The 19,825-nt window shown below is 65.6% G+C and carries 18 protein-coding genes, 2 tRNA genes and 1 pseudogene; 16 read left to right on the top strand and 5 right to left on the bottom strand.

The features are described from left to right. Position 1: 1 nt before the first annotated feature. A complete protein-coding gene (tsaD, locus tag JQ580_RS09220) occupies positions 2–1,075 on the bottom strand; it encodes a tRNA (adenosine(37)-N6)-threonylcarbamoyltransferase complex transferase subunit TsaD (RefSeq protein ID WP_212279531.1) in 1,074 nt (357 codons plus the stop codon). Between the two features lie 150 nt (positions 1,076–1,225). Between tsaD and JQ580_RS09215 the strand changes: the two genes are divergently transcribed. The 6 genes from JQ580_RS09215 (at position 1,226) to JQ580_RS09190 (ending at position 7,536) form a co-directional block, all read left to right on the top strand. Next, positions 1,226–1,972: a uroporphyrinogen-III synthase gene (locus JQ580_RS09215; RefSeq protein ID WP_212279529.1), complete on the top strand. Its 747-nt coding sequence runs from the start codon at positions 1,226–1,228 to the stop codon at positions 1,970–1,972. A 64-nt stretch (positions 1,973–2,036) separates the two neighbouring features. Continuing rightward, positions 2,037–3,302, top strand: coding sequence for a COG4223 family protein (locus JQ580_RS09210; RefSeq protein WP_212279527.1), 1,266 nt, complete (start codon positions 2,037–2,039; stop codon positions 3,300–3,302). 36 nt (positions 3,303–3,338) lie between these two features. Continuing rightward, entirely contained in the window at positions 3,339–5,075 is a 1,737-nt protein-coding gene (locus JQ580_RS09205) for a heme biosynthesis protein HemY (protein WP_212279525.1), read from the top strand. 100 nt (positions 5,076–5,175) lie between these two features. Next, positions 5,176–5,251, top strand: a tRNA-Thr gene (locus tag JQ580_RS09200). Positions 5,252–5,378: 127 nt separating this feature from the next. Further along, a complete protein-coding gene (locus JQ580_RS09195; RefSeq protein ID WP_212279523.1) occupies positions 5,379–7,025 on the top strand; it encodes a glycosyltransferase family 39 protein in 1,647 nt (548 codons plus the stop codon). A 109-nt stretch (positions 7,026–7,134) separates the two neighbouring features. After that, positions 7,135–7,536: a hypothetical protein gene (locus JQ580_RS09190; protein ID WP_212279521.1), complete on the top strand. Its 402-nt coding sequence runs from the start codon at positions 7,135–7,137 to the stop codon at positions 7,534–7,536. Positions 7,537–7,604: 68 nt separating this feature from the next. On the opposite strand, the pseudogene JQ580_RS09185 reads toward JQ580_RS09190, so the two are convergent. After that, positions 7,605–8,588: pseudogene (locus tag JQ580_RS09185) on the bottom strand (polysaccharide deacetylase family protein); the annotation flags it as partial. A 61-nt stretch (positions 8,589–8,649) separates the two neighbouring features. Between JQ580_RS09185 and JQ580_RS09180 the strand changes: the two are divergent. From JQ580_RS09180 to JQ580_RS09150, 7 genes are all read left to right on the top strand, one after another. Next, positions 8,650–10,026: a hydrolase gene (locus JQ580_RS09180; protein WP_212279519.1), complete on the top strand. Its 1,377-nt coding sequence runs from the start codon at positions 8,650–8,652 to the stop codon at positions 10,024–10,026. Between the two features lie 31 nt (positions 10,027–10,057). Next, positions 10,058–11,428 (top strand): cytochrome P450, encoded by a 1,371-nt coding sequence (locus JQ580_RS09175; RefSeq protein ID WP_212279517.1) that lies wholly within the window; start codon positions 10,058–10,060, stop codon positions 11,426–11,428. Positions 11,429–11,478: 50 nt separating this feature from the next. Continuing rightward, positions 11,479–12,888 carry an adenylate/guanylate cyclase domain-containing protein gene (locus JQ580_RS09170; RefSeq protein WP_094893231.1) on the top strand — a complete coding sequence of 470 codons (1,410 nt, stop codon included), beginning with the start codon at positions 11,479–11,481 and terminating at the stop codon, positions 12,886–12,888. A gap of 283 nt (positions 12,889–13,171) precedes the next feature. Then, positions 13,172–13,660, top strand: a complete 489-nt coding sequence (locus tag JQ580_RS09165; protein ID WP_212279515.1) for a tellurite resistance TerB family protein — start codon at positions 13,172–13,174, stop codon at positions 13,658–13,660. Between the two features lie 226 nt (positions 13,661–13,886). Further along, on the top strand, positions 13,887–14,666 hold the full coding sequence (locus tag JQ580_RS09160) for an SDR family NAD(P)-dependent oxidoreductase (protein WP_212279513.1): 780 nt from the start codon (positions 13,887–13,889) through the stop codon (positions 14,664–14,666). Positions 14,667–14,787: 121 nt separating this feature from the next. After that, entirely contained in the window at positions 14,788–15,582 is a 795-nt protein-coding gene (locus JQ580_RS09155) for a glutamine amidotransferase (RefSeq protein ID WP_212279512.1), read from the top strand. Between the two features lie 109 nt (positions 15,583–15,691). Then, positions 15,692–16,504, top strand: a complete 813-nt coding sequence (locus JQ580_RS09150; RefSeq protein ID WP_212279510.1) for an enoyl-CoA hydratase — start codon at positions 15,692–15,694, stop codon at positions 16,502–16,504. Positions 16,505–16,612: 108 nt separating this feature from the next. On the opposite strand, the gene JQ580_RS09145 is transcribed toward JQ580_RS09150, so the two are convergent. Beyond that, positions 16,613–16,688, bottom strand: a tRNA-Ala gene (locus JQ580_RS09145). Positions 16,689–16,904: 216 nt separating this feature from the next. Between JQ580_RS09145 and JQ580_RS09140 the strand changes: the two genes are divergently transcribed. The 3 genes from JQ580_RS09140 to folD are packed head-to-tail and all read left to right on the top strand — an operon-like array spanning position 16,905 to position 18,449. Then, on the top strand, positions 16,905–17,195 hold the full coding sequence (locus JQ580_RS09140) for a YggT family protein (RefSeq protein WP_094975914.1): 291 nt from the start codon (positions 16,905–16,907) through the stop codon (positions 17,193–17,195). Between the two features lie 14 nt (positions 17,196–17,209). Continuing rightward, positions 17,210–17,554, top strand: coding sequence for a DUF167 domain-containing protein (locus JQ580_RS09135; protein ID WP_212279508.1), 345 nt, complete (start codon positions 17,210–17,212; stop codon positions 17,552–17,554). A gap of 10 nt (positions 17,555–17,564) precedes the next feature. Continuing rightward, complete coding sequence (gene folD, locus JQ580_RS09130) at positions 17,565–18,449, top strand: bifunctional methylenetetrahydrofolate dehydrogenase/methenyltetrahydrofolate cyclohydrolase FolD (protein ID WP_212279506.1); 885 nt, start codon at positions 17,565–17,567, stop codon at positions 18,447–18,449. A 129-nt stretch (positions 18,450–18,578) separates the two neighbouring features. On the opposite strand, the gene ppa is transcribed toward folD, so the two are convergent. Then, complete coding sequence (ppa, locus tag JQ580_RS09125) at positions 18,579–19,121, bottom strand: inorganic diphosphatase (RefSeq protein ID WP_212280218.1); 543 nt, start codon at positions 19,119–19,121, stop codon at positions 18,579–18,581. A 177-nt stretch (positions 19,122–19,298) separates the two neighbouring features. Continuing rightward, on the bottom strand, positions 19,299–19,808 hold the full coding sequence (locus JQ580_RS09120) for a GNAT family N-acetyltransferase (RefSeq protein WP_018318962.1): 510 nt from the start codon (positions 19,806–19,808) through the stop codon (positions 19,299–19,301). Between the last annotated feature and the right edge of the window lie 17 nt (positions 19,809–19,825).

The following is a 19,825-nucleotide window of genomic DNA, read 5'->3' as shown; positions in this document are numbered from 1 at the left end:
GCTAGTATCCTGCCCGGGTCTTGCCGTAGCCCGCCGGCGCCGTTGCGTTGGCGTCGAGCAACCAGCGCGCGCGGGGCTGCGCTTCCATCGTATCGGTCAGGCCGAGCGCGAGGCGTTCGGCGCCGGCCCAGGCGATCATCGCACCATTGTCGGTGCAAAGCGCAGGCGGCGGCATGATCAGTTGCGTCCCGGCTTGCCGTGCGACCTCATCGAGGGCGCCGCGGATCGCCTGATTGGCGGCAACGCCGCCAGCCGCGACGAGGGCGCGCGGCGCGCCGAATTGTTCGCGGAACAGCCTGAGGCCGACACTCAACCGGTCGGCGGTCGAATCCAGTACGGCGGCCTGGAAGCTCGCGCAGAGATCGCTGATGTCCTGCGGCGTGATCTCGCCCAGCCGGCTCGCTTCGGTGCGGACCGCCGTCTTCAATCCCGACAGCGAGAAATTGGCATCGGGGCGTCCCTGCATCGGACGCGGAAGCGCAAAGCGCGTGGCGTCGCCGCTTGCGGCCGCGCGTTCCACCTGCGGACCACCTGGATAAGGCAGGCCCAGCATCTTCGCGACCTTGTCGAAGGCCTCGCCGATCGCATCGTCGACGGTGGTGCCGAGCCGCACATATTGGCCGACGCCGGTGACCGCGACGATCTGGGTGTGGCCGCCCGAGGCGAGGAACAGGCAATAGGGAAATTCGATTCCGTCCGTGAGCCGCGGCGTCAGCGCATGCGCCTCCAGATGGTTCACCGCGACCAGCGGCGTGTCGTGCACCATCGCGATCGCCTTTGCGGTGGTGAGTCCGACGATGACGCCGCCGATCAGGCCCGGCCCCGCCGCGGCCGCGACGCCGCCGAGCTGAGCGAAGCCGACACCGGCCTCCTGCATCGCGCGCTCGATGATGCCGTCGAGCAGGTCGACATGGGCGCGGGCGGCGATCTCCGGCACCACGCCGCCGAAGCGGGCGTGTTCCTCGATCTGGGAACGGACGACGTTCGAGAGAATCTTGCCGTTGCCGTCAGACGTGCGTTCGACCACCGCCGCGGCGGTCTCGTCGCAGGTCGTTTCGATGCCCAGCACCAGCATTGGCGAATTGTTATCCAATTTGCGCCCTTGCGCTCATCCGGAAAGCGGAGTTCTGGTACGTCCGGTAGCATTCCGGGGCCAGATTGCGCAATCGCCGCGCGCGGCTTCCTCACGGCTGCGTCGCCGCAAATTGACTCGGGAACACCTGCGATGTCCATTCTTGTTACACGGCCGCATCCCGACAATGAGGCGACGGCGGAAGGTCTGCGCGCGCGTGGCCATGCCGTGCTGCTTGCGCCGGTGCTCAAGTTCGAGCCGGTCGCCTTCCATGACGAGAGTGAAGCTCCCTACGGTGCCATCCTCGTCACGTCCGCCAACGCGATCCGGGCCGTCACGTCACAATTGCGGGAATTTGGTCTGTTGCAGCTGCCTTTGTTCGCGGTCGGCGAGCATACGGCTGCTGCGGCGCGCGAGGCCGGCTTTGCCGAGGTGATCGTCGCCGGGGGCGATGCCGCGTCCCTGCGCGACAAGGTGATGCAGAGCGCTCGCGACAAGTTGCTTAAGAAAAAGAGCACGCTGCTGTATCTCGCAGGCGCGGATCTGTCGCGCGACCTCGGCGGCGAGCTCGGGGCGGAGGGGTTCAGCGTGGTCACGCAGACGACCTATCGCATGGCGCCGGTCAAGCATCTGCCGCGCGAGGTCTGCGAGGGCTTCGCGGCCCACGGCGTCGAGGCGGTGCTGCACTACTCCCGGCGCAGCGCCCGCGCGTTCCTGGATGCCGCCAGGGATGAAGGCGTCGAGATCTCGGCGCTGGCGATCCCGCAATGCTGCCTGTCCGAGACAGTTGCCAGCGTGCTGCGCGATGCCGGCGCGTCACAGGTCCTGGTGGCTGCGACGCCGGACGAAAATGCCTTATTTGACACCTTGGAGCGTGCTTTGCGCACCCGTTTGGCGTAAGAGGTCGGGCCGAATCCGACGTAATCGGTCCGTCCCGAGTATGGAAGTGTGAGGAACCGTCACGATGGCCGACGACAAGCCTGAAGACGCAGGATTGGCTCCTGAGTCCGGCCGTGCCAAGCGCACTCCGACCACCATCGACCTCGAGGCCACCGAAGTCTCGACCCAGCCGCAGGAAACGGCCGTCGAGCCGGAGGCGCACGCACAGCCCGAGCAGGCCGCGCACGAGCAGGCCAAGGTCGAGGATTCCGAATTCGGAGGGATGAAGTCCGAAGCGATCGGGTCCGAAGAGGTCAAGTCCGCGTCGCAGCCTGAGCGCGCCGAGGAACAGCCTGCCGTCGTGTCCCCGCCGATTTCGCCCTGGGTCATTGCGCCGTTCTCCGGCGCTGTCGCCGCGGCGGTCGTGATCGGGGTCGGCTGGATGCTGGGCTGGCCCGCCGTGCAGGCGCCGCCGGCCGCTCCGCAAGTCACGAGCGCGACGGTCGATGCGCTGAGCGGCCGCGTTGCGGCAGTCGAAGCCAGGGTCGTCGAAGCCAAGGCCGGCAAGCCCGCCGCCGATCCGGCGATGGTGGCGCGGATCGACGTGCTGGAGAAGTCCGCAAGCAGCTTGCGCAACGACGTCGCCAATCTGCGGACGCAACTCGACAAGACCGCGAGCACATTGAACGATGCGAAATCGGCCCCACGCACTGCCGCGCCCGATCTCGCGGCTCTGAGTGATCGCATCGCCGAGCTTGAGCGTTCCGGCAAGATCGAACGCGCCGAGCTCGCGCAGCAGGGCGAGAAGATCGCCGATGCGAAGAAGATGGACGACAAGCCGCTGCGCCATGTGGTGGCAGCTGCCCTGCTCGACGTCGCCGTTCGCCACGGCGATTCTTATGAATCGCAATTGGCCGCAGCGCGGTCGATGGCGGCAAAGCCCGATATGCTGAAGCCACTCGACACGTTTGCCACGTCAGGCATCCCGACGCCGGTGGCGCTGAGTCGCGAGCTGCTCAACATCGTGCCGAAGCTGTCGCCGCCGGTGGAAGCCCAGGCCAGCGGAACGGGCATCGTCGAGCGACTTCAGGCAGGCGCGTCGAAGCTCGTCCGCATCGAGCGCACCGACGGGGTCGGCAATGATCGCGGCGCCATCGTCGCGCGGGTGACGGCGGCTGCGTTGCGCAACGATTTCGTGGAAGCGCGACGCGAGCTCAAGACGCTGCCCGAGGCCGACCGTGCACCGGCACAGGCCTGGCTCGACAAGGCCGATGCCCGCGACGCTGCGCTCGCCGCCTCCCGCAAATTCGCCGACGATGCGATGGCGGATCTCGTCAAGCCTGCTCAATAAAGGTTCGCGCAACAATCAGCGCGTATAGGGATCGTCATGCTTCGCATCGTCCTCTTCCTCGTCCTGATCGCGCTGGCGGCGGCCGGCGCGGCCTGGGTTGCCGACCAGCCCGGCGATCTCGTCCTGACCGCGGGTGGTTTCCGTATCTCGACCACGCTGCCCAGATTCGTGCTCCTGCTCGGCCTGTTTGCCGCGGCTGTCGTGCTGGTCTGGAGCATCCTGACGACGATCTGGCGCACACCGGGGCGTCTGCGGCGCCGTCGCCAAGACAAGCGCCACGCGCGGGGCCGCCACGCCATCACCCACGGCCTGCTCGCGATCGGTCATGGCGACACCGCGCTCGCCCGCCGGCACGCCGAGGCGGCGCGGCGGCATGCGCCGAACGATCCGCTCGCGCTGCTCCTGCATGCGCAGTCGGCGCAGCTCGAAGGCAATCGCGACGAGGCGCAGCGCGTCTTCCGCGTCATGGCCGAGCGCGAGGACACCCGCCTGCTCGGCCTGCGCGGGCTGTTTATCGAGGCGCAGCGCGCCGACGATGCGGTCGGCGCCGTGATGATCGCGGAGGAAGCGATCAAGCTGTCGCCGTCCTCGACCTGGGCCTCGCATGCGGTGCTCGGCTTCCGCTGCGCGCGCGGCGACTGGAGCGGCGCGCTCGCGATCCTCGATTCGAATTTGTCCGCAGGCCTGATCGACAAGCCGGCCTATCGCCGCCAGCGCGGCGTGTTGCTCACCGCACGTGCGCTGGAATTGGAAACCATGGACCGCGACGTCGCGCGCGAAAGCGTAATGGAGGCGATCAAGCTGGCGCCGACGCTGGTGCCGGCGGCGGTGCTCGCCGCAAAATTCGAGAGCGAGGCGCATCAGGTGCGCCGTGCGATGAAGTTTGTGGAGACCGCCTGGCTCGCCAATCCGCATCCCGATCTTGCGGACGCCTATGCGCACGTGAAACTCGGCGACTCCTCGCGTCAACGCCTGCAGCGGGTCGAGACGCTCGCGGCCAAGACCCCAGCCGACAAGCCCGGCCATGTCGAAGGTCAACTCGCGATCGCGCGTGCCGCCATCGACGCCTCCGAATTCGCGCGTGCGCGCGAAGTGCTTGCGCCTTACGTCAACGATCCGACGCAGCGCGTCGCGCTGCTGATGGCCGAGATCGAGCGTGCCGAGCATGGCGATAGCGGCCGTGCCCGCGCCTGGACCCTGCGCGCGGTGCGTGGCCGGCACGATCCGGCCTGGACTGCCGACGGCTATGTCAGCGACCGCTGGCGCCCGGTCTCCCCGGTCACCGGCCGGCTCGATGCGTTCCAGTGGCAGACGCCGGTCGCGAGCCTACCTTCGGACAAGGGGGCCACGATCGAATCCTCGGCCTTCGAGGAGGCCATGTTGGCGGCTCCGCCACCGAAGCGGGTGACGGCCGCTCCCAGCGAAGGCCCGGCGGAACTGCCCGCGGCAGCACCAGCGCCGCTGCCGGCGGCACAGGACAACTCGCCCCTGATAACCAAGGAAGAGCCGCCCGTTGCGACCGCCGAATCGGTCGAGCCGGCCTCTGAAGTCGCCGAATCATCGCCGCCGGCGGCGACACCGGTGTTCCGGAGCCGCGCCGATCTCGGCAAACCCGCGGCCGCGCCGATTCCTGCGGTCATCCCGATCGTCCGGGCCCCCGACGATCCCGGGATCGACGACGAGGGTCCGAGCGATGAATTTACGGAACAAATCGGCACACCCAAGGCCCAGGCCGGGGGCTGGCGCGGATTCTGGTCCCGCTGGGGCGCGTGAGCCGCATTTCCAACCCGGCATGTCCTTGCCAATTCGGGCCATGCCCGATATCAGGGGCGCGCGTATCGGGGCCGGCTTCGCCTTGGCCCCGGCAGGGTTCGCCGCAATAGCTCAGTTGGTAGAGCACGTCATTCGTAATGACGGGGTCGGGGGTTCGAATCCCTCTTGCGGCACCAGCGCCCCGTTGTCATCCGATCGAACAAGAGAGCCAAGGTCCCGGACATTGCATCCGGCGCGTTGCGCGCGATGCTGGCGTCTCTACGATGCGCGCCGGCGGGTGCGAGCGATGGGGCAGGCAGCGGCATGGCGAACGGAGCGGGGTCCGCGGATCGGAGCGACTGGATCCGGCTGTCCGGCCTCGTTCTCCTTGCGGGGCTGATCACCGCCGTCGTTGCCTCCAGGTCGCTCGATGCCTCGCGCCTGCACGGCCGGCTGTCGGTGCCGCCGCTCTATGACGACGTCGCCTATTTCGGCGACGCGGTCAGGTGGGTGAACGCCTTCGAAAGCCGCGGCGTCGCCGGCAGCGTCTGGGACTTGCTGCATCACCATGCGCCGTTTTCGACGCTGGTGGCGGCAACTGGCTTTCGGTTGTTTCCCGAAAGCTATGTCGGTCCCTATCTCGTTCATGCCGTGCTCGTGTTCGGCTTCCTGCTCGGGATCGTCTGGCTGGTTCGGCGACGGCCGGTCCTCGAGATCGCAGCGTGTCTGGTCGCAGCAGCGTGCGTGCCGGTGCTGTGGCACACGGTCACCGAGGCGCGTCCCGATCTGCCCTCGGGACTGGCCGTCGGCTTTGCCGCCGGTGCCGTCGTCTATCGCGGCGTGCTCCGGCGCAGCACAAGCTCGCTGGCCGGCCTCGGCGTTGCCTGCGCACTCGCCGCCTGCATCAAGCCGACGTCGTTTCCGGCTGCGCTCGCTCTGCTCGGCAGTACGTTCGCGATCCGGCTGGTCATCGATTGTATCCAGGCCGGCGGATTGCGCCCGTCGATCAGGACTGCACTCGGCGCGCTATTGTGGTTCGTGCTGCCGTTGGTCGCGACCACGGCCGTGCTGATCGGGCCCGCCTTGGTCGAGACCGTCACTTACATTCTCATGGTGTTCATCGGCCAGCGCGACCTCTGGACGACGGGCGAAGGTTTCTGGCCCGGACTGCTGCGCTTCTCGATCGGCGGGGACGGTCGGTTCGGCCTGCACCATTGGTTCGTCATCGGGGTGGCCTTGATGCTGCTGCGTTTCGTGTTCGCTACGATCGAGGGACGGGCTGCGGTGCTGGATGCCGTGGTTCTGCTCGCGACCATGCTGATCGCCTACGCCATTCCGTCCGTTGCCGAGATCAAAACCTACTTTTTCGGCGCAATGTTCTACGGCGTGTTCATCGTCGCGATCGTCCTCAATGGTTGCGCCTGCATGGCGTCCATTGAATCGCTGCTTGCGCGCACGGCGCTTGCGAAAGACACCCGCCGCCGCCTGTTGACGGCGGGCCGGGTGCTTGCGCTCGCGATCGCCTTCGCGCTGTTCGTCAAGGACGTCGTGATCGGTCAGCTCAGCATAGCGACGTCGCTGAGCGCGCAGCAGCAGGACAGCATCCGCGCATCGACCCAGCGTCTCTGGTCGCTCCTTCGCGACGTCAAGCCGCCGCCGTCGGGACCGCTCTATGTCGGCTTTTCGAGCCCCTATCCCGTCACGCCCGCGACCATTCAATTATATGCGGCAAGGGCGCATATAAATCTCGTCGTCCGTGGCGAGATGTGGCATCGAACGGCAGCGGCGACTGCAGACGGGCTTCTGCAGTCCGAGATCTTCGTCGTCTCGAGTTCGATCCAGCACACGCTGATTGGCCCTCGCGTCGGCGACGAACTCATCGCCCGCATGGACGCGGACAAGGGCGTCTGCCTGCTCGACAGCATGAGCTTTCCGGACGTGACGCTGCGGGTCTATCGGCGCGGGTGCTGACCGCAGCCGCCGGGTTCGAAATTGTGCCGCGCCAAATGTGAGGCCGATCACTTAACCCCAAGCGTTTCGCCCGTAATGTCGCAGTCACGCCAACACGGGGAGATTTCACATGCGTAAGATCATTCTGGTTGCCGCAATGGTCCTGGCTTCTGCGTCGGCCCAGGCAGGCGACTCGCGCAGCCTTTCGCTGTCCGCGACGGGCGCCCAGGCCCCTGCTCCACTGACTACGGCGACATCGGCGACCAGCACCACGGCGCAGGGAAACGAAGTCGCGCCAGCCGCGGAGGCGCCGAAATATCTGGATCGCCCGCCGGCAGTGTCGCTCTCTGAGCCGGCTGCTCCCGTCACTCCGGCGGCTCCGGCGGTATCCACGCCGGCGCCCACCCCTGCGCCGGTCGCGACGACCAAGCCCGCCACCAAGAAAACGGCAAGGGCTGACAAGCCGAAGTCCAAGCGCTGGACTGAGCGCCGCATCATCAGCGAGCTGCACCGCCACGGCATCTATTGGTAGGCGCTCGCCAAAAGCAAATGGCCGGGACAAGCCCGGCCATGACGCAAGAGTTGGAGATCGAGAAGCGTTTACTGCGACACCGTCTGCACCACGCTAGCGATCGGACGCGTGTTGGTGCTCGCGGTGGGCACCTTCATGTCCTTCATGATCGCCTCGTCGTATTCGGGCAGCGACTGCAGCGTCGTCTTGGCCTTCATCTGCACGACCTTGTAGCCGCCGGCCTTGAGACGGGCGAGCAGCGCCGGCAGGGCAAGGCCCGTGTTCTTCTGGAAATCGTGCATCAGGATGATGCCCTTGCCGAGCTTGTCGAGCCGCGTCATCACCGTCTCGATGATCTTCTCCGGCGTCGCGCCCTTGCGGAAGTCGAAGGAATCGACGTCGGTCGAGAACATCGCGACGTTGCGGGTGCCGAAATAGCCCACGATCGCCGGATTATGCTGGAGCTGCGGGAAGCGGAAGAATGGCGCCGGATTGGCACCGAGCGCGAATTTCACCGCGCTGATGCCCTTTTCGACCTCGTCCTTGGCCATCTGCTCGGTCATCTTCTTGCCGTTCAGATTGACATGCGACCAGGTGTGCGTGCCGACCGTATGGCCCTGGGCCAGCACCTGGCGCAGGATTTCCGGATGATAGGTCGCGTGCTTGCCGACCGAGAAGAACAAGCCCTTGGTGCATTCGTCCGCGAGCGCCTTCAGCACGTTCGGCGTGTTCACGGGCCACGGGCCGTCGTCGAAGGTCAGCACGACCTCCTTGTCGGTGAGGAAGTCGAATTGCTTGAAATGATCGAAGCCGAAGCCGGGGCCGCCGGTGGTGTCGATCTCGACCACACGGGAGACGCCCAGCGCGTTCGGATTGGCGCAGGTCGATCTCTGCTGGACCGCCATGGCCGGGGCCGGCGTCGGCGCGGGTGCCTGAGCAAGCGCCGTCGGCCTGGCCGCGATCGTCGCGGTGGTCTCGACGTCATCTCTGGCCGCAAGCTTCGCCGGTGCCGGCAATGGATCGGCGGCACGGGCGGCAACTGTCTTGGGAGCGGCCTGGTCGGCGCGCGAGTTCGCTGTCCAGTGGTTAGGCCGCTATAAGCGGTGCAAAGAGTTGGTTTGCCGGGAGGAACAAATGAAGCTGTCGCGACGGACGATCCTGCAGGGCGCTAGCAGCTTGCCTTTCGCAATTGCGAGCTTGCGGGCGGGCGCATGGGCCCAATCTGCGCCGGCGGCTGCGTTGCCTCCGGACCCGGCTCCGCCGATCCTGTTCGTCCACGGCAATGGCGACTACGACGCGCTCTGGATGACGACGCTGTGGCGGATGGAATCCAACGGTATCGCGCGCGATCGCATGATGGCGATCAATTTCACCGATCCGCTGGCGCGAACCGACGACAAGGTCGAGCAGGCGAACCGCTCTTCGACCGAGGACCAGCGCCGCGAGCTCTCTGCCGCCATCGCCGAGTTGAAGCGCCGCACGGGTGCGCCGCGCGTGGCGCTGGTCGGCAGCTCGCGCGGCGGCTACGCAATCCGCAACGTCATCAAGAACGGTGGTGCCGGCGATGTCAGCCACGCCGTCTTGTGCGGCACGCCCAATCACGGCGTGTTCGCCACCGACGACCAGCCCAACAACGAGTTTAACGGCCGCGGCGTATTCCTGCTCGGCCTGAACGAGGGCGAGAGCGAGGTGACGCCGGGCGTCGCCTTCCTCACCTTGCGCAGTGACGGCATGGACAAATACGCCCAGGCCGACGGCCGCTTCATCGGCAAGCCGGGCACGCCGACCGGCGTCACCGTCGAAGGACCGGAGCTGAAGGGCGCCACCAATCTGGTGCTCGGCGCGCTCGACCATCGCGAGGTGGCGTTCCACCCGCGCGCCTTCCGCGAGATCTACAGATTCATCGCAGGTCACGAGCCCGTGCGCATTGCGATCGTGCCGGAGCCAAGCGTACGGCTGAGCGGCCTCGTCACGGGGACGCCGGGCGGCGTGCCGACCAATCGTCCGGTGGCGGGTGCAACCGTCGATATTTTTCGCGTCAATCCTGAAACCGCAGAGCGCAACGGCGGTGCGCTGCACAGCGCGAAGACCGGTGCCGACGGCCGCTGGGGGCCGGCGCAGGTCGATCCCGCCTGGTCGCTTGAATTCGTCCTGACATCGCCGGACGCTCCGACGACGCACATCTACCGCTCGCCGTTCCCGCGCGCCTCCGACGTCGTGCATTTGCGGGCTGCGCGCCCGCTCGGGCCGGCCGACAAGGACGCAGGAGCTATCGTGATCATGTCGCGGCCGAGGGGCTATTTCGGCCTGCCGCGGGACGTGGTGCTGCTCGACGGGAAGGAGCCGGCCGACGTCAAGCCGGGCGTGCCCACGGATTCGGCAGCAACTCTGCGGCTTCCCGCCAGCGAGGTCGGGCGCAACATCGTGGCTCAATTCGGCGAAGAACGAATTGTGGCGCGAGCCTGGCCTGCCTCGGAGAACAGGATTGCGATTGCCGAGCTGACTTACTAGCTATTTGCCTGCGTCATATCGGGAGAGAGCCATGAATATCGCCAGCGTGCGCAGGCCCATCATCCCTCCGGCTCCCCCGCGCGCGCCCGACGACATGTCGTTCTTCGGCCGGCTTGCCGTGCTCCGGCACAACATGATCGCGACCTGGGGGCAGCCCGCCTATGAGGAAGACGTCATCAAGGGGCGCTTCTTCCTCCACAACAGCTTCATCCTGAACCAGCCGGATGCGATCCGGCACGTCCTGCTTACGAATTACGAGAATTATACGCGCACGCCGGCGGGAATCCGGATGCTGCGTCCCGTGCTGGGCGACGGCCTCCTGATCGCGGAAGGTCATTCCTGGACGTTCCAGCGCCGCACCCTCGCGCCGGCCTTCACGCCGCGCGCGACCGCCAACCTCGTACCGCACATGACGGCGGTGCTCGACGAAACCATTGCGAAGCTCGAGACGCAGACCGGCGCGCCGGTTGATCTGCGCGAAATCATGCAGCGCATGACGCTGGAGATCGCCGGACGCACGATGTTCTCGTTCGGCATGGACCGGCACGGCGCGACCTTGCGCAATTTTATCATGGAGTATGCGTCCCGGCTCGGACGACCCTACTTCTTGGACATGCTGCTGCCGGTGTCGTGGCCGAGCCCGATGGATTTTGCTCGCGCCCGTTTCCGCAAGCGCTGGACCGAATTCGTCGCGATGTTGATCGCCGAGCGGCGCGCTGCCGGCAAGAAGGACGGCGCGCCGCCGCGTGACCTGTTCGATCTCATGGACGCGGCGCGCGATCCGGAAACCGGCAAGGGTTTCTCCGACGAGCAACTGGTCGACGAGGTCGCGACCATGATCCTTGCCGGACACGAGACCACGGCGACTGCGCTGTTCTGGGCGCTCTATCTGCTCGCGCTCGATCCTGATACGCAGGAGGAGGTGGCGTCCGAGACGAGCGGCGAGCATCTCGACAGCATGGCCGACATCGACCGGCAGAAACTCACCCGTGCCGTGGTCGACGAGACCATGCGGCTCTATCCGCCGGCGTTCCTGGTCGCGCGCGCCGCGCGCGAAAAGGACAATGCGGCCGGAATCGAGATCGGCAAGGGCGACATCATCATGATCGCGCCCTGGCTGCTGCACCGGCACGAGAAGCTGTGGGACCAGCCGAACGCGTTCATTCCTAAGCGCTTCATGGCGACGGCGGCGCCGGACCGCTTCGCCTATCTGCCGTTCGGCGCAGGTCCGCGCGTCTGCATCGGCGCGCCGTTCGCGCAGGCCGAATCCGTGCTGGCGCTGGCCCGGCTGATCGGCGCGTTCCGTGTCGAGTTCGCCGACCCGGCGAATCCCGTGATCCCGCTCGGCGTGGTCACGACCCAGCCGGACCACTCACCCATGTTCCGCATCACACGTCGGTGACAGGCCCCTCGTCTGGCCGATGGCGTGATCACCCTAGATAGAGTCCCGTCATGAGCGACATCCAGGCCCAGTTTTCCGTTCTCAACCAGACCGCCGACGCGAAGGTGGTCGATGCGATTGCGCGGCTGATCGAGGACGGCGAGGATCACGAGCTCAACCGCGTCAATGTCCTCGACTTCGCCACGCAGCATGCCGTCGACGAAGAGCACGCGATTTCGGCCTTCCTGCACGCGGCGCGGCTCGGGCTGTTCGATCTCGGCTGGAACGTGCTGTGTCCGGGCTGCGGCGGCGTGCTCGGCGCGCATACGACGTTGAAGGCGCTCAAGCCCGACGACTATCACTGCGCGCTCTGCGCTTGCGGCTACAAGGCCTCCGTCGACGATCAGGTCGAGGTGTCCTTCACCGTGAATCCGCGGGTCCGGCGCATCGCGGCGCACGACCCCGATACGCTGCCGGTGTGGGAGTATTTCAAGCAGGTGTTCTGGAGCTCCGGCGTCGACTTCAACAAGGACTCGTTCGCGACGCTGGCGAACGAGGTGACGCTGGATACGATGGAGTTGCCGGCCGGCGAGAAGGCGACGATGTCGCTGCAGCTGCCGGGTGACTTCATCATCATCTTCGAGCCGGTCACGCACGCCGCCCATTTCATCGACGTCCAGGGCGAGCCGACCAGGGACCGTCAGCAGCTCGCCATCATGTACAACAAGGTGCAGGCCCCGACGGGGACCACGACCATGCGGCCCGGCCCGCTGCGGCTGTCGCTGGAGAACCAGGCCGGCGTGCGCGTGCTGCCGTCGGTGTTCATCGCCGCCGAGGCGCTCCACCATCTGATCGGCAAGCGCAAGCCGTTCCTCACCGCCAAGCGGATGCTGTCGAACCAGACCTTTCGCGATGTCTTCAAGGCGGACAATCTCAGTCTCGATCAGCGGCTCCAGATCACGTCGCTGACCTTTCTGTTCACGGATCTGAAGGGCTCGACGGCGCTCTACGAGCGCGTCGGCGATCTCGCTGCCTTCGATCTCGTGCGGGCGCATTTCCATGCGCTCCTCGAGATCATCTCTTCCGAGAAGGGCGCCGTGGTGAAGACGATCGGCGATGCCGTGATGGCCACCTTCGTCCGGCCCGAGCACGCCATCGTCGCGGGCCTGCGGATGCGCGCGGCGATGGACGATCTCAACAAGCGGCGCGGCACCGACGATCTCGTCGTCAAGATCGGCATCCATGAAGGTCCCTGTCTCGCGGTGATGCTCAATGAGCGGCAGGATTATTTCGGCCAGACCGTCAACATCGCCGCCCGCGTGCAGAGCCTGTCGACCGCGCAGGAAATCCACATTACCGGCCCGGTGGCGGATGCGCCGGCGGTCGCCGCACTCCTTCGGCAACGCGAGATCAAGCCGATCCAGAAGCAGGCCGCATTGCGCGGCATCGCCGACAAGATGGTGGTGTACGAGATTCCGTGAGGATTTCCGTTGTCGCCCCTGCGAAAGCAGGGGCCCATACCGCGTGATTTCGAGGATGGGCAGGATGGTCATCGCCAATCGAAAGCCCGTGGTTATGGGTCTCCGCATTCGCGGGGACGACAGCTGGGCTCAGCTTGCTCATCGCGCCCAATGCGTGCCTCTCAGATTGCCGAAACGTAATGCTGCGCGCGGAACTGACGCACGTTGCGCCGGTTGAGTTTCCTGCTCATATAATGCTGGTAACGGCCGCGCCTCGCGGCTGCATCGATCTCGGTAGGACCTTATGCTCGACGGCCTGCGTCAATTCATCGCCGACATTGTCGCCCCCCATGACCAGGGCCGCACGTTCGGTGACAGCGATTATCGGTTGGCTGCCACTGCGCTGCTGGTCCATGTGGTCTCGCTGGACGGCCAGCCGAGCGCGAGTGAGCAGCGCAAGCTGCATAGCCTGATCGAGAGCCATTTTGGGCTCGATCGCGGCACTGCGGATCGCCTGATTGCGGACGCTACCCAGGTCGAGGGCGAGGCGGTAGACCTCTATCATTTCACCAGTGTCATCATGCGCTCGCTCGACGAAGACGGCCGCAAGCGCATCGTTCGGATGATGTGGGAGCTGGTCTATGCCGACGGCCAGGTCTCCGAATTCGAAGACAACGTCGTCTGGCGCGCCTCCGACCTGCTCGGCATTTCCCAGCGCGACCGGATCGACCTGAAGCATGCGGTGGCGGAGCGCACCAGTGGTCAGGTGAAGGACCGCGCCGTCGGCGGCTGAATCCGTGCAAACCGGCGGATGGCCGGTTGTGCTGGCCACATGACAAAACTTTAATGTAGCTTCCGGCCGGCCGTCTCCGGATTCTTCCGTAAATGCTCCGCTTTCTCGCGCCCCCTGTCGCCCGCTCAAGCGGCCATGCGGCCGCTGCCGCTTGCCTGCCGCGCGCGGCTTATGCTCTCGTTCCGCCATTGCCGGGCCAAGAACATCAATTCAAGAGACTTCGATCGTGACTGAGCGGGTAACGTTGATCACCGGCGCTTCGGCGGGCATAGGTGCGGAGCTGGCGCGTGTGTTCGCCGCCAATGGGCATCGCCTCGCATTGACGGCGCGGCGCGTGGATCGACTGGAAGCGCTCGCCAATGAGCTCGCCGCCAAGGGCGGTAAGAAGCCGATCGTGATTGCCTGCGATCTCGAGAATCCCGACGCCGGCGAGACGATCGCGGCGGCGCTGGTAACCGAAGGCGTCGAGCTCGATCACCTCGTCAACAATGCCGGCTTCGGCGTGTTCGGCGATGCCGTCGAGTGCGATCGCGACGAGCAGATCGGGATCGTCGATGTCAACGTGCGGGCCCTGACGGATTTGTCGCTGCGCTTCGCCGATCAGCTCATCAGGAACAAGGGCGGTCTTCTCAATGTCGGCTCGGTCGCGGGCTTCCTGCCCGGTCCCGGCATGGCCGTCTATTATGCCTCCAAGGCCTACGTGATTTCCTTTACCGAAGCGCTGCGGGCCGAGCTCGCCCCGCGCGGCGTTCGCGTCACCGTGCTTTGCCCGGGTCCCGTGCCCACCGAATTCCAGGCGCGTGCCGGCGTCGGCTCCGGACATGATACGGCTCTTCTCAATGTTTCGGCCGCCGAGGTCGCACGGGAGGCCTATCGTGGCCTGATGGTGAACAAACGGGCAGTGCTGCCTGGCCTCGGCATCAAGATTGTGCCCTTGGCCCTGCGCTTCTTCCCACGGGGCTTTATCCTGGCCGCCACCAGTCGGTTCCAGAGGCAGAGGCGATAGGTCTCGAGGCGCCCCTATTGGCCCGGAGCTTGCTTCGGTTTCGGTGTGTGCGCGAACTCACACGAAATTAACGATCGCTTAGTTATGCTGGTGGTCTGAACCGATAGCACTCGCAGAGGCCATGTCGTTCCGGACGGACAGGTTTGTTGGCGCAGAATTGGTGCCCTTCCCCAGGAGGACGCCGCGCGCCGTCGCCGCTGACACCCAGTTGCCGGTCCTGATTGTCCTGCACCAGGAATCCTCGACACCCGGCCGCGTCGGCAATGCGTTGCGCGCGCTCGGCCATCGCCTCGACATCCGCCGTCCGCGCTTCGGCGATCCCCTGCCCGAGACGCTTGATCAGCATGCCGGCGCCGTGATCTTCGGTGGGCCGATGAGCGCCAACGATCCCGACGCGTACATCCGCCGTGAAATCGACTGGATCGAAATTCCGCTTCGCGAGCAGCGGCCGTTTCTCGGCATCTGCCTTGGCGCCCAGATGCTGGCTAAGCAGCTCGGCGCCCGCGTCGCGCCACATGCGGAGGCGCTGACCCAGATCGGCTACTACCCGATCCGGCCCACGGCCGCGGGCCACGCGCTCTGCCCGGCCTGGCCGGCCCAGGTCTATCACTGGCATCGCGAGGGATTCGAGCTGCCTGTCGGCGCCGAGCTACTGGCAGAGGGCGACGATTTTCCGGTGCAGGCGTTCCGCGCCGGCAATGCCTTCGGCGTGCAATTCCATCCTGACGTGACGTACGCGATGATGCATCGCTGGACCACGCGCGGCTATGACGGCTTCAGCGCGCCCGGCGCAAGGCAGCGGCATCATCACTTCGCCGATCGTGCCGTGTACGATGCCGCCGAACGCGCCTGGCTCGACCATTTCATCGACGGCTGGCTGGCGCGCCGGCCGGTGCTGGCGCAAGCCGCCGAGTGATCGCGCCTTCGCGCAGGTTCTTGGCGCAAGTCTCTGCCTTCTCTCTGGATATGCTAGGCTGTTAGCCAACGAGCGCGCGAACGCGCCGGCATGCAAAGGGAGAGCGGTCATGGCCTACGAGCACATTCTTTATGAGGTGAGCGACAAGATCGCGACCATCACGCTCAATCGTCCCGACCGGATGAATGCGTGGACGCCGACCATGGAACGCGACGTGCGCCACGCAATGGAAGCGTCGAGCAACGATGACGATGTCCGCGTCATCATCCTCACCGGCGCCGGCCGCGCCTTCTGTGCCGGCGCCGACATGGATGCCCTGAAGGGGCTCGACCCCGATGACGTCAGGCGCGCAACGAATCTACCGCCGTTCGACATGAACCGGCGTCCGGACTGGCAGACGCGCTACGGTTTCTATCCGTCGATCAAGAAGCCTGTCATAGGCATGCTCAATGGCGCCACGGCCGGCATCGGCCTCGTGCACGCACTTTATTGCGACCTGCGCTTTGCCGCCGACAACACCGTGTTCACGACCGCCTTCGCGCGGCGCGGCCTGATTGCCGAGCACGGCATCAGCTGGATGCTGCCGCGCATCGTCGGCCACGCCAACGCGATGGATCTGTTGCTCTCGGCAAGGCGCGTATCGAGTGACGAGGCGTTGCGGATCGGCTTGGTAAACCGGCTCTGCCCGCCGGAGAAGCTGCGCGAGGAAACCTATGCCTATGCGCGCGACCTCGCCGATTTCGTCTCGCCGAGCGCAATGGCCGTGATCAAGCGCCAGCTCTACGAGGTGCCGTTCCAGACCCTGGCGGAGGCCACGATCGAAGCCAACCGGGAGATGATGGTGGCGCTGGCTGGCAGCGATTTCCGGGAGGGAGTCGCGAGCTTCATGGAGAAGCGGCCGCCGCGATTTACGGGGAGGTAGGGGGGAGAGATCTGAGAAGGTAGCCCGGCTTCGCCCTTCGGGCTACGCCGCGGCAGCCTTCGCTACGAAGCGGCTTGCCGAGCCGAAGCAGTCGTAGCCTGCGAAGGCTGGTGGAGCCAGGCGGGATCGAACCGCCGACCTCGTCATTGCGAACGACGCGCTCTCCCAGCTGAGCTATGGCCCCTTTTGCTGGCCGCTCTGGTAAACGCGGCCGACAACCGGGCGCCATTTAAGTCCCCGCCAAGGTCAAGTCAAGGACGGGTGTAAGGCGGTTTTAGCCATCCTGGCACTGACTTCCCTTGTTTGGGCGGGGGGGAACCGATATCTAGCGAAAGGCGCCAATTCAGCCGTTGCCAGAGTTCGATCGCCAGAGTCTTCAAAAGCCAGAGTCTTTCAAATCATGCGTGCCGTTCTCGACATCGTCATCATCGTGCTCGACCTCTACGTCTGGCTGCTGATCGCTTCCGCGATCCTGTCCTGGCTGATCGCCTTCAACGTCGTGAACACGCGCAACCAGTTCGTGTCGGCGGTGGCGGAGTTCCTGTACCGGATCACCGAGCCGGTGCTGGCGCCGATTCGTAATTTCCTGCCCAGTCTCGGCGGTCTCGACATCTCGCCGATCATCCTGATCCTGCTCATCATGTTCATCGAGCGGGTGATCCTGTACTACATCTACCCGAACGTGGTCTGAGCGGGCTGGAGCCCTTGGTTGCCAACGTAGCTTGTAAGGAACCGTGGCGTTATTCGGCCGCAGGCATCAGCATCGCGCTGCGGGTGACGCCGCGTGGCGGCCGCGATGGCATCGACGGGATCGAGCAGCTGGCCGACGGCCGCAGCGTACTGAAGGTGCGGGTGCGCGCCATTGCTGATGGCGGCGAGGCCAACAAGGCCGTTTTGATCCTGCTGGCGAAATCACTGGGCGTCCCCAAGGCTGGCGTAAAGCTCCTGTCCGGAGCCACCTCGCGGCTGAAGCAGATCGCAGTCGATGGCGATCCGGCCCGGCTCGGCGAAGCCCTGCGCCAGCTGGTCACGGCCCAATCGAAGGACTGAGGGAACTGACATGACCGCCAAGATCATCGATGGAAAAGTCATCGCCGCGGAGCTTCGGGCCCGCGTCGCCGAGGAGGTCGCTCGCGTCAAGCGCGAGCACAATCTGGTGCCGGGGCTGGCGGTCGTGCTGGTCGGTAGCGACCCCGCCAGCGAGGTTTATGTCCGCTCCAAGCACACCCAGACCCAGGCCGCCGGCATGGCCTCGTTCGAGCACAAGCTGGCGGCCGATGTGTCGCAGGCAGATCTCCTCGCGCTGGTCGCAAAGCTCAACCGCGATCCGGCCGTGCATGGGATTCTGGTGCAGCTGCCGCTGCCGAAAGGGCTGAACACCGAAGCCGTCGTCAACGCCATCGACCCCGCCAAGGACGTCGACGGGCTGCATCCGAACAATGCCGGTCGGCTCGCCGGCGGCTTCGAGGCGCTGGCGCCCTGCACGCCGCTGGGCTGCATCATCCTGACCAAGAGCGTGCACGCTTCGCTGGAAGGCATGAACGCCATCGTCATCGGCCGCTCCAATCTGGTCGGCCGCCCCTTGGTGCAATTGCTGCTGAACGAGAACGCCACGGTGACGATCGCGCATTCGCGCTCGCGCGACCTGCCCGGGCTCGTGAAGCGGGCCGATCTCGTCTACGCCGCGGTCGGCAGGCCCGAGATGGTGCGCGGTGATTGGCTGAAGCCGGGCGCAACCGTGATCGACGTCGGCATCAACCGGATACCCAAGGAAGACGGCAAGACGCGCCTCGTCGGCGACGTCGCCTATCAGGAAGCGCTTGAGGTTGCCGGCGCGATCACGCCGGTGCCGGGCGGTGTCGGCCAGATGACCGTGGCGTGCCTCCTGGTCAATACGCTGCGAGCGGCCTGCGCGATCGCCGGGTTGCCGAAGCCGGCGGTGTAGTTCGAGCCTCGGCCCGGGGCGCAGCGCATCGTTTTACGTTGCGCTGCGGAGCCGGCCCAGCAGAGCCCACCCACGGGTCTCGGCTCAGCGATGCGTCACTTCGTTCGCATCGCGTCCGGGACGGTGCACTCAGCCCTTCTTCTTTTTCTTTTCTTCGCGATCCATGCCTTCGAGGATCAGCTTGTGCGCGTCCTCCGGGCCGCCCCAACGCAGGATCTTCACCCATTTGCCCTTCTCGAGATCCTTGTAGTGCTCGAAGAAGTGCTGGATTTGCTGCAGCGTGATGTCGGGCAGGTCGGAGTACGTTTTCACCTTGTCGTAGCGCTGCGTCAGCTTCGATGACGGCACCGCCAGGATCTTCTCGTCGCCGCCGGCTTCGTCTTCCATGAACAGCACGCCGACCGGGCGCACGCTCATGACGGCGCCGGGAATGATGGCGCGGGTGTTGATGATCAGGACGTCGCAGGGGTCGCCGTCATCCGACAAAGTATGCGGGATGAAACCGTAGTTACCGGGGTAACGCATCGGCGTGTAGAGGAAGCGGTCGACCACCAGCGTGCCGGCTTCCTTGTCCATCTCGTACTTGATCGGTTCGCCGCCCACGGGGACTTCGATGAGGACGTTGACTTCGTGTGGTACATTTTTCCCAATCGAGATCGCATCGATACGCATTGAAGGCTCCGTTGTTGCCGAGGGTAAATCGCGCCCGGCAGCGATTTTGGCGCTGTCATACGCGCGGTTGGCCCGCTGATCCATCGCGTTTTTGTGAAATAATGAATCCGGAGATCACCGGCTCAAAGGCAGCGGTATCGACGGACGGGGAAACGCTGCCGAATAGCTTTCAGCAGCTCAATTGGTCCAGGCGAAGGCAACCTTGTCGAGCGACTTCGGCCCGAACCGCTCCGAGGAGCGCGCCACCATACGGCCCCCCAAGGCCCGGTAGAACTCTGTCGCCGGGTCGTTGTCCGAGAGCGCCCACACCACCATGCTCTTCAGCCCGCTCTGCATCAGGTCGCGGCGGGCAGAGGCGAACAGGCGACGGCCGAACCCAAGGCCCTGGAATTCGGGGCGCAAGTAAAGCTCATAGATCTCGCCGTCGAAATGCAGGCTGCGGGCGCGGTTGCGGCCGTAATTGGCGTAGCCTGCGATTTTGTCGCCGAACACCAGAACGCTGACGCGGCTTCCCTTGCGGATCGCACTGTCCCACCATTGCGGGCCGCGGCGGTTGATGAGCTTTTCCAGCTCGGCGCCGGGGATGATTCCCTGATAGGCCGAGCGCCAGGCTTCGTCATGCGTTGACGCCACCGCAGTTGCATCTGCAGCTTTGGCCGGCCGGACCTCGATCAGGGTTGTGCTCATGGACGCAATCAAACCAA

It is taken from the genome of Bradyrhizobium sp. SZCCT0148, assembly GCF_018129985.1.
Classification (GTDB): domain Bacteria; phylum Pseudomonadota; class Alphaproteobacteria; order Rhizobiales; family Xanthobacteraceae; genus Bradyrhizobium; species Bradyrhizobium japonicum_H.
Note: the sequence above shows the minus strand (reverse complement) of the source record. Positions and strands in the feature narration are given on the sequence as shown.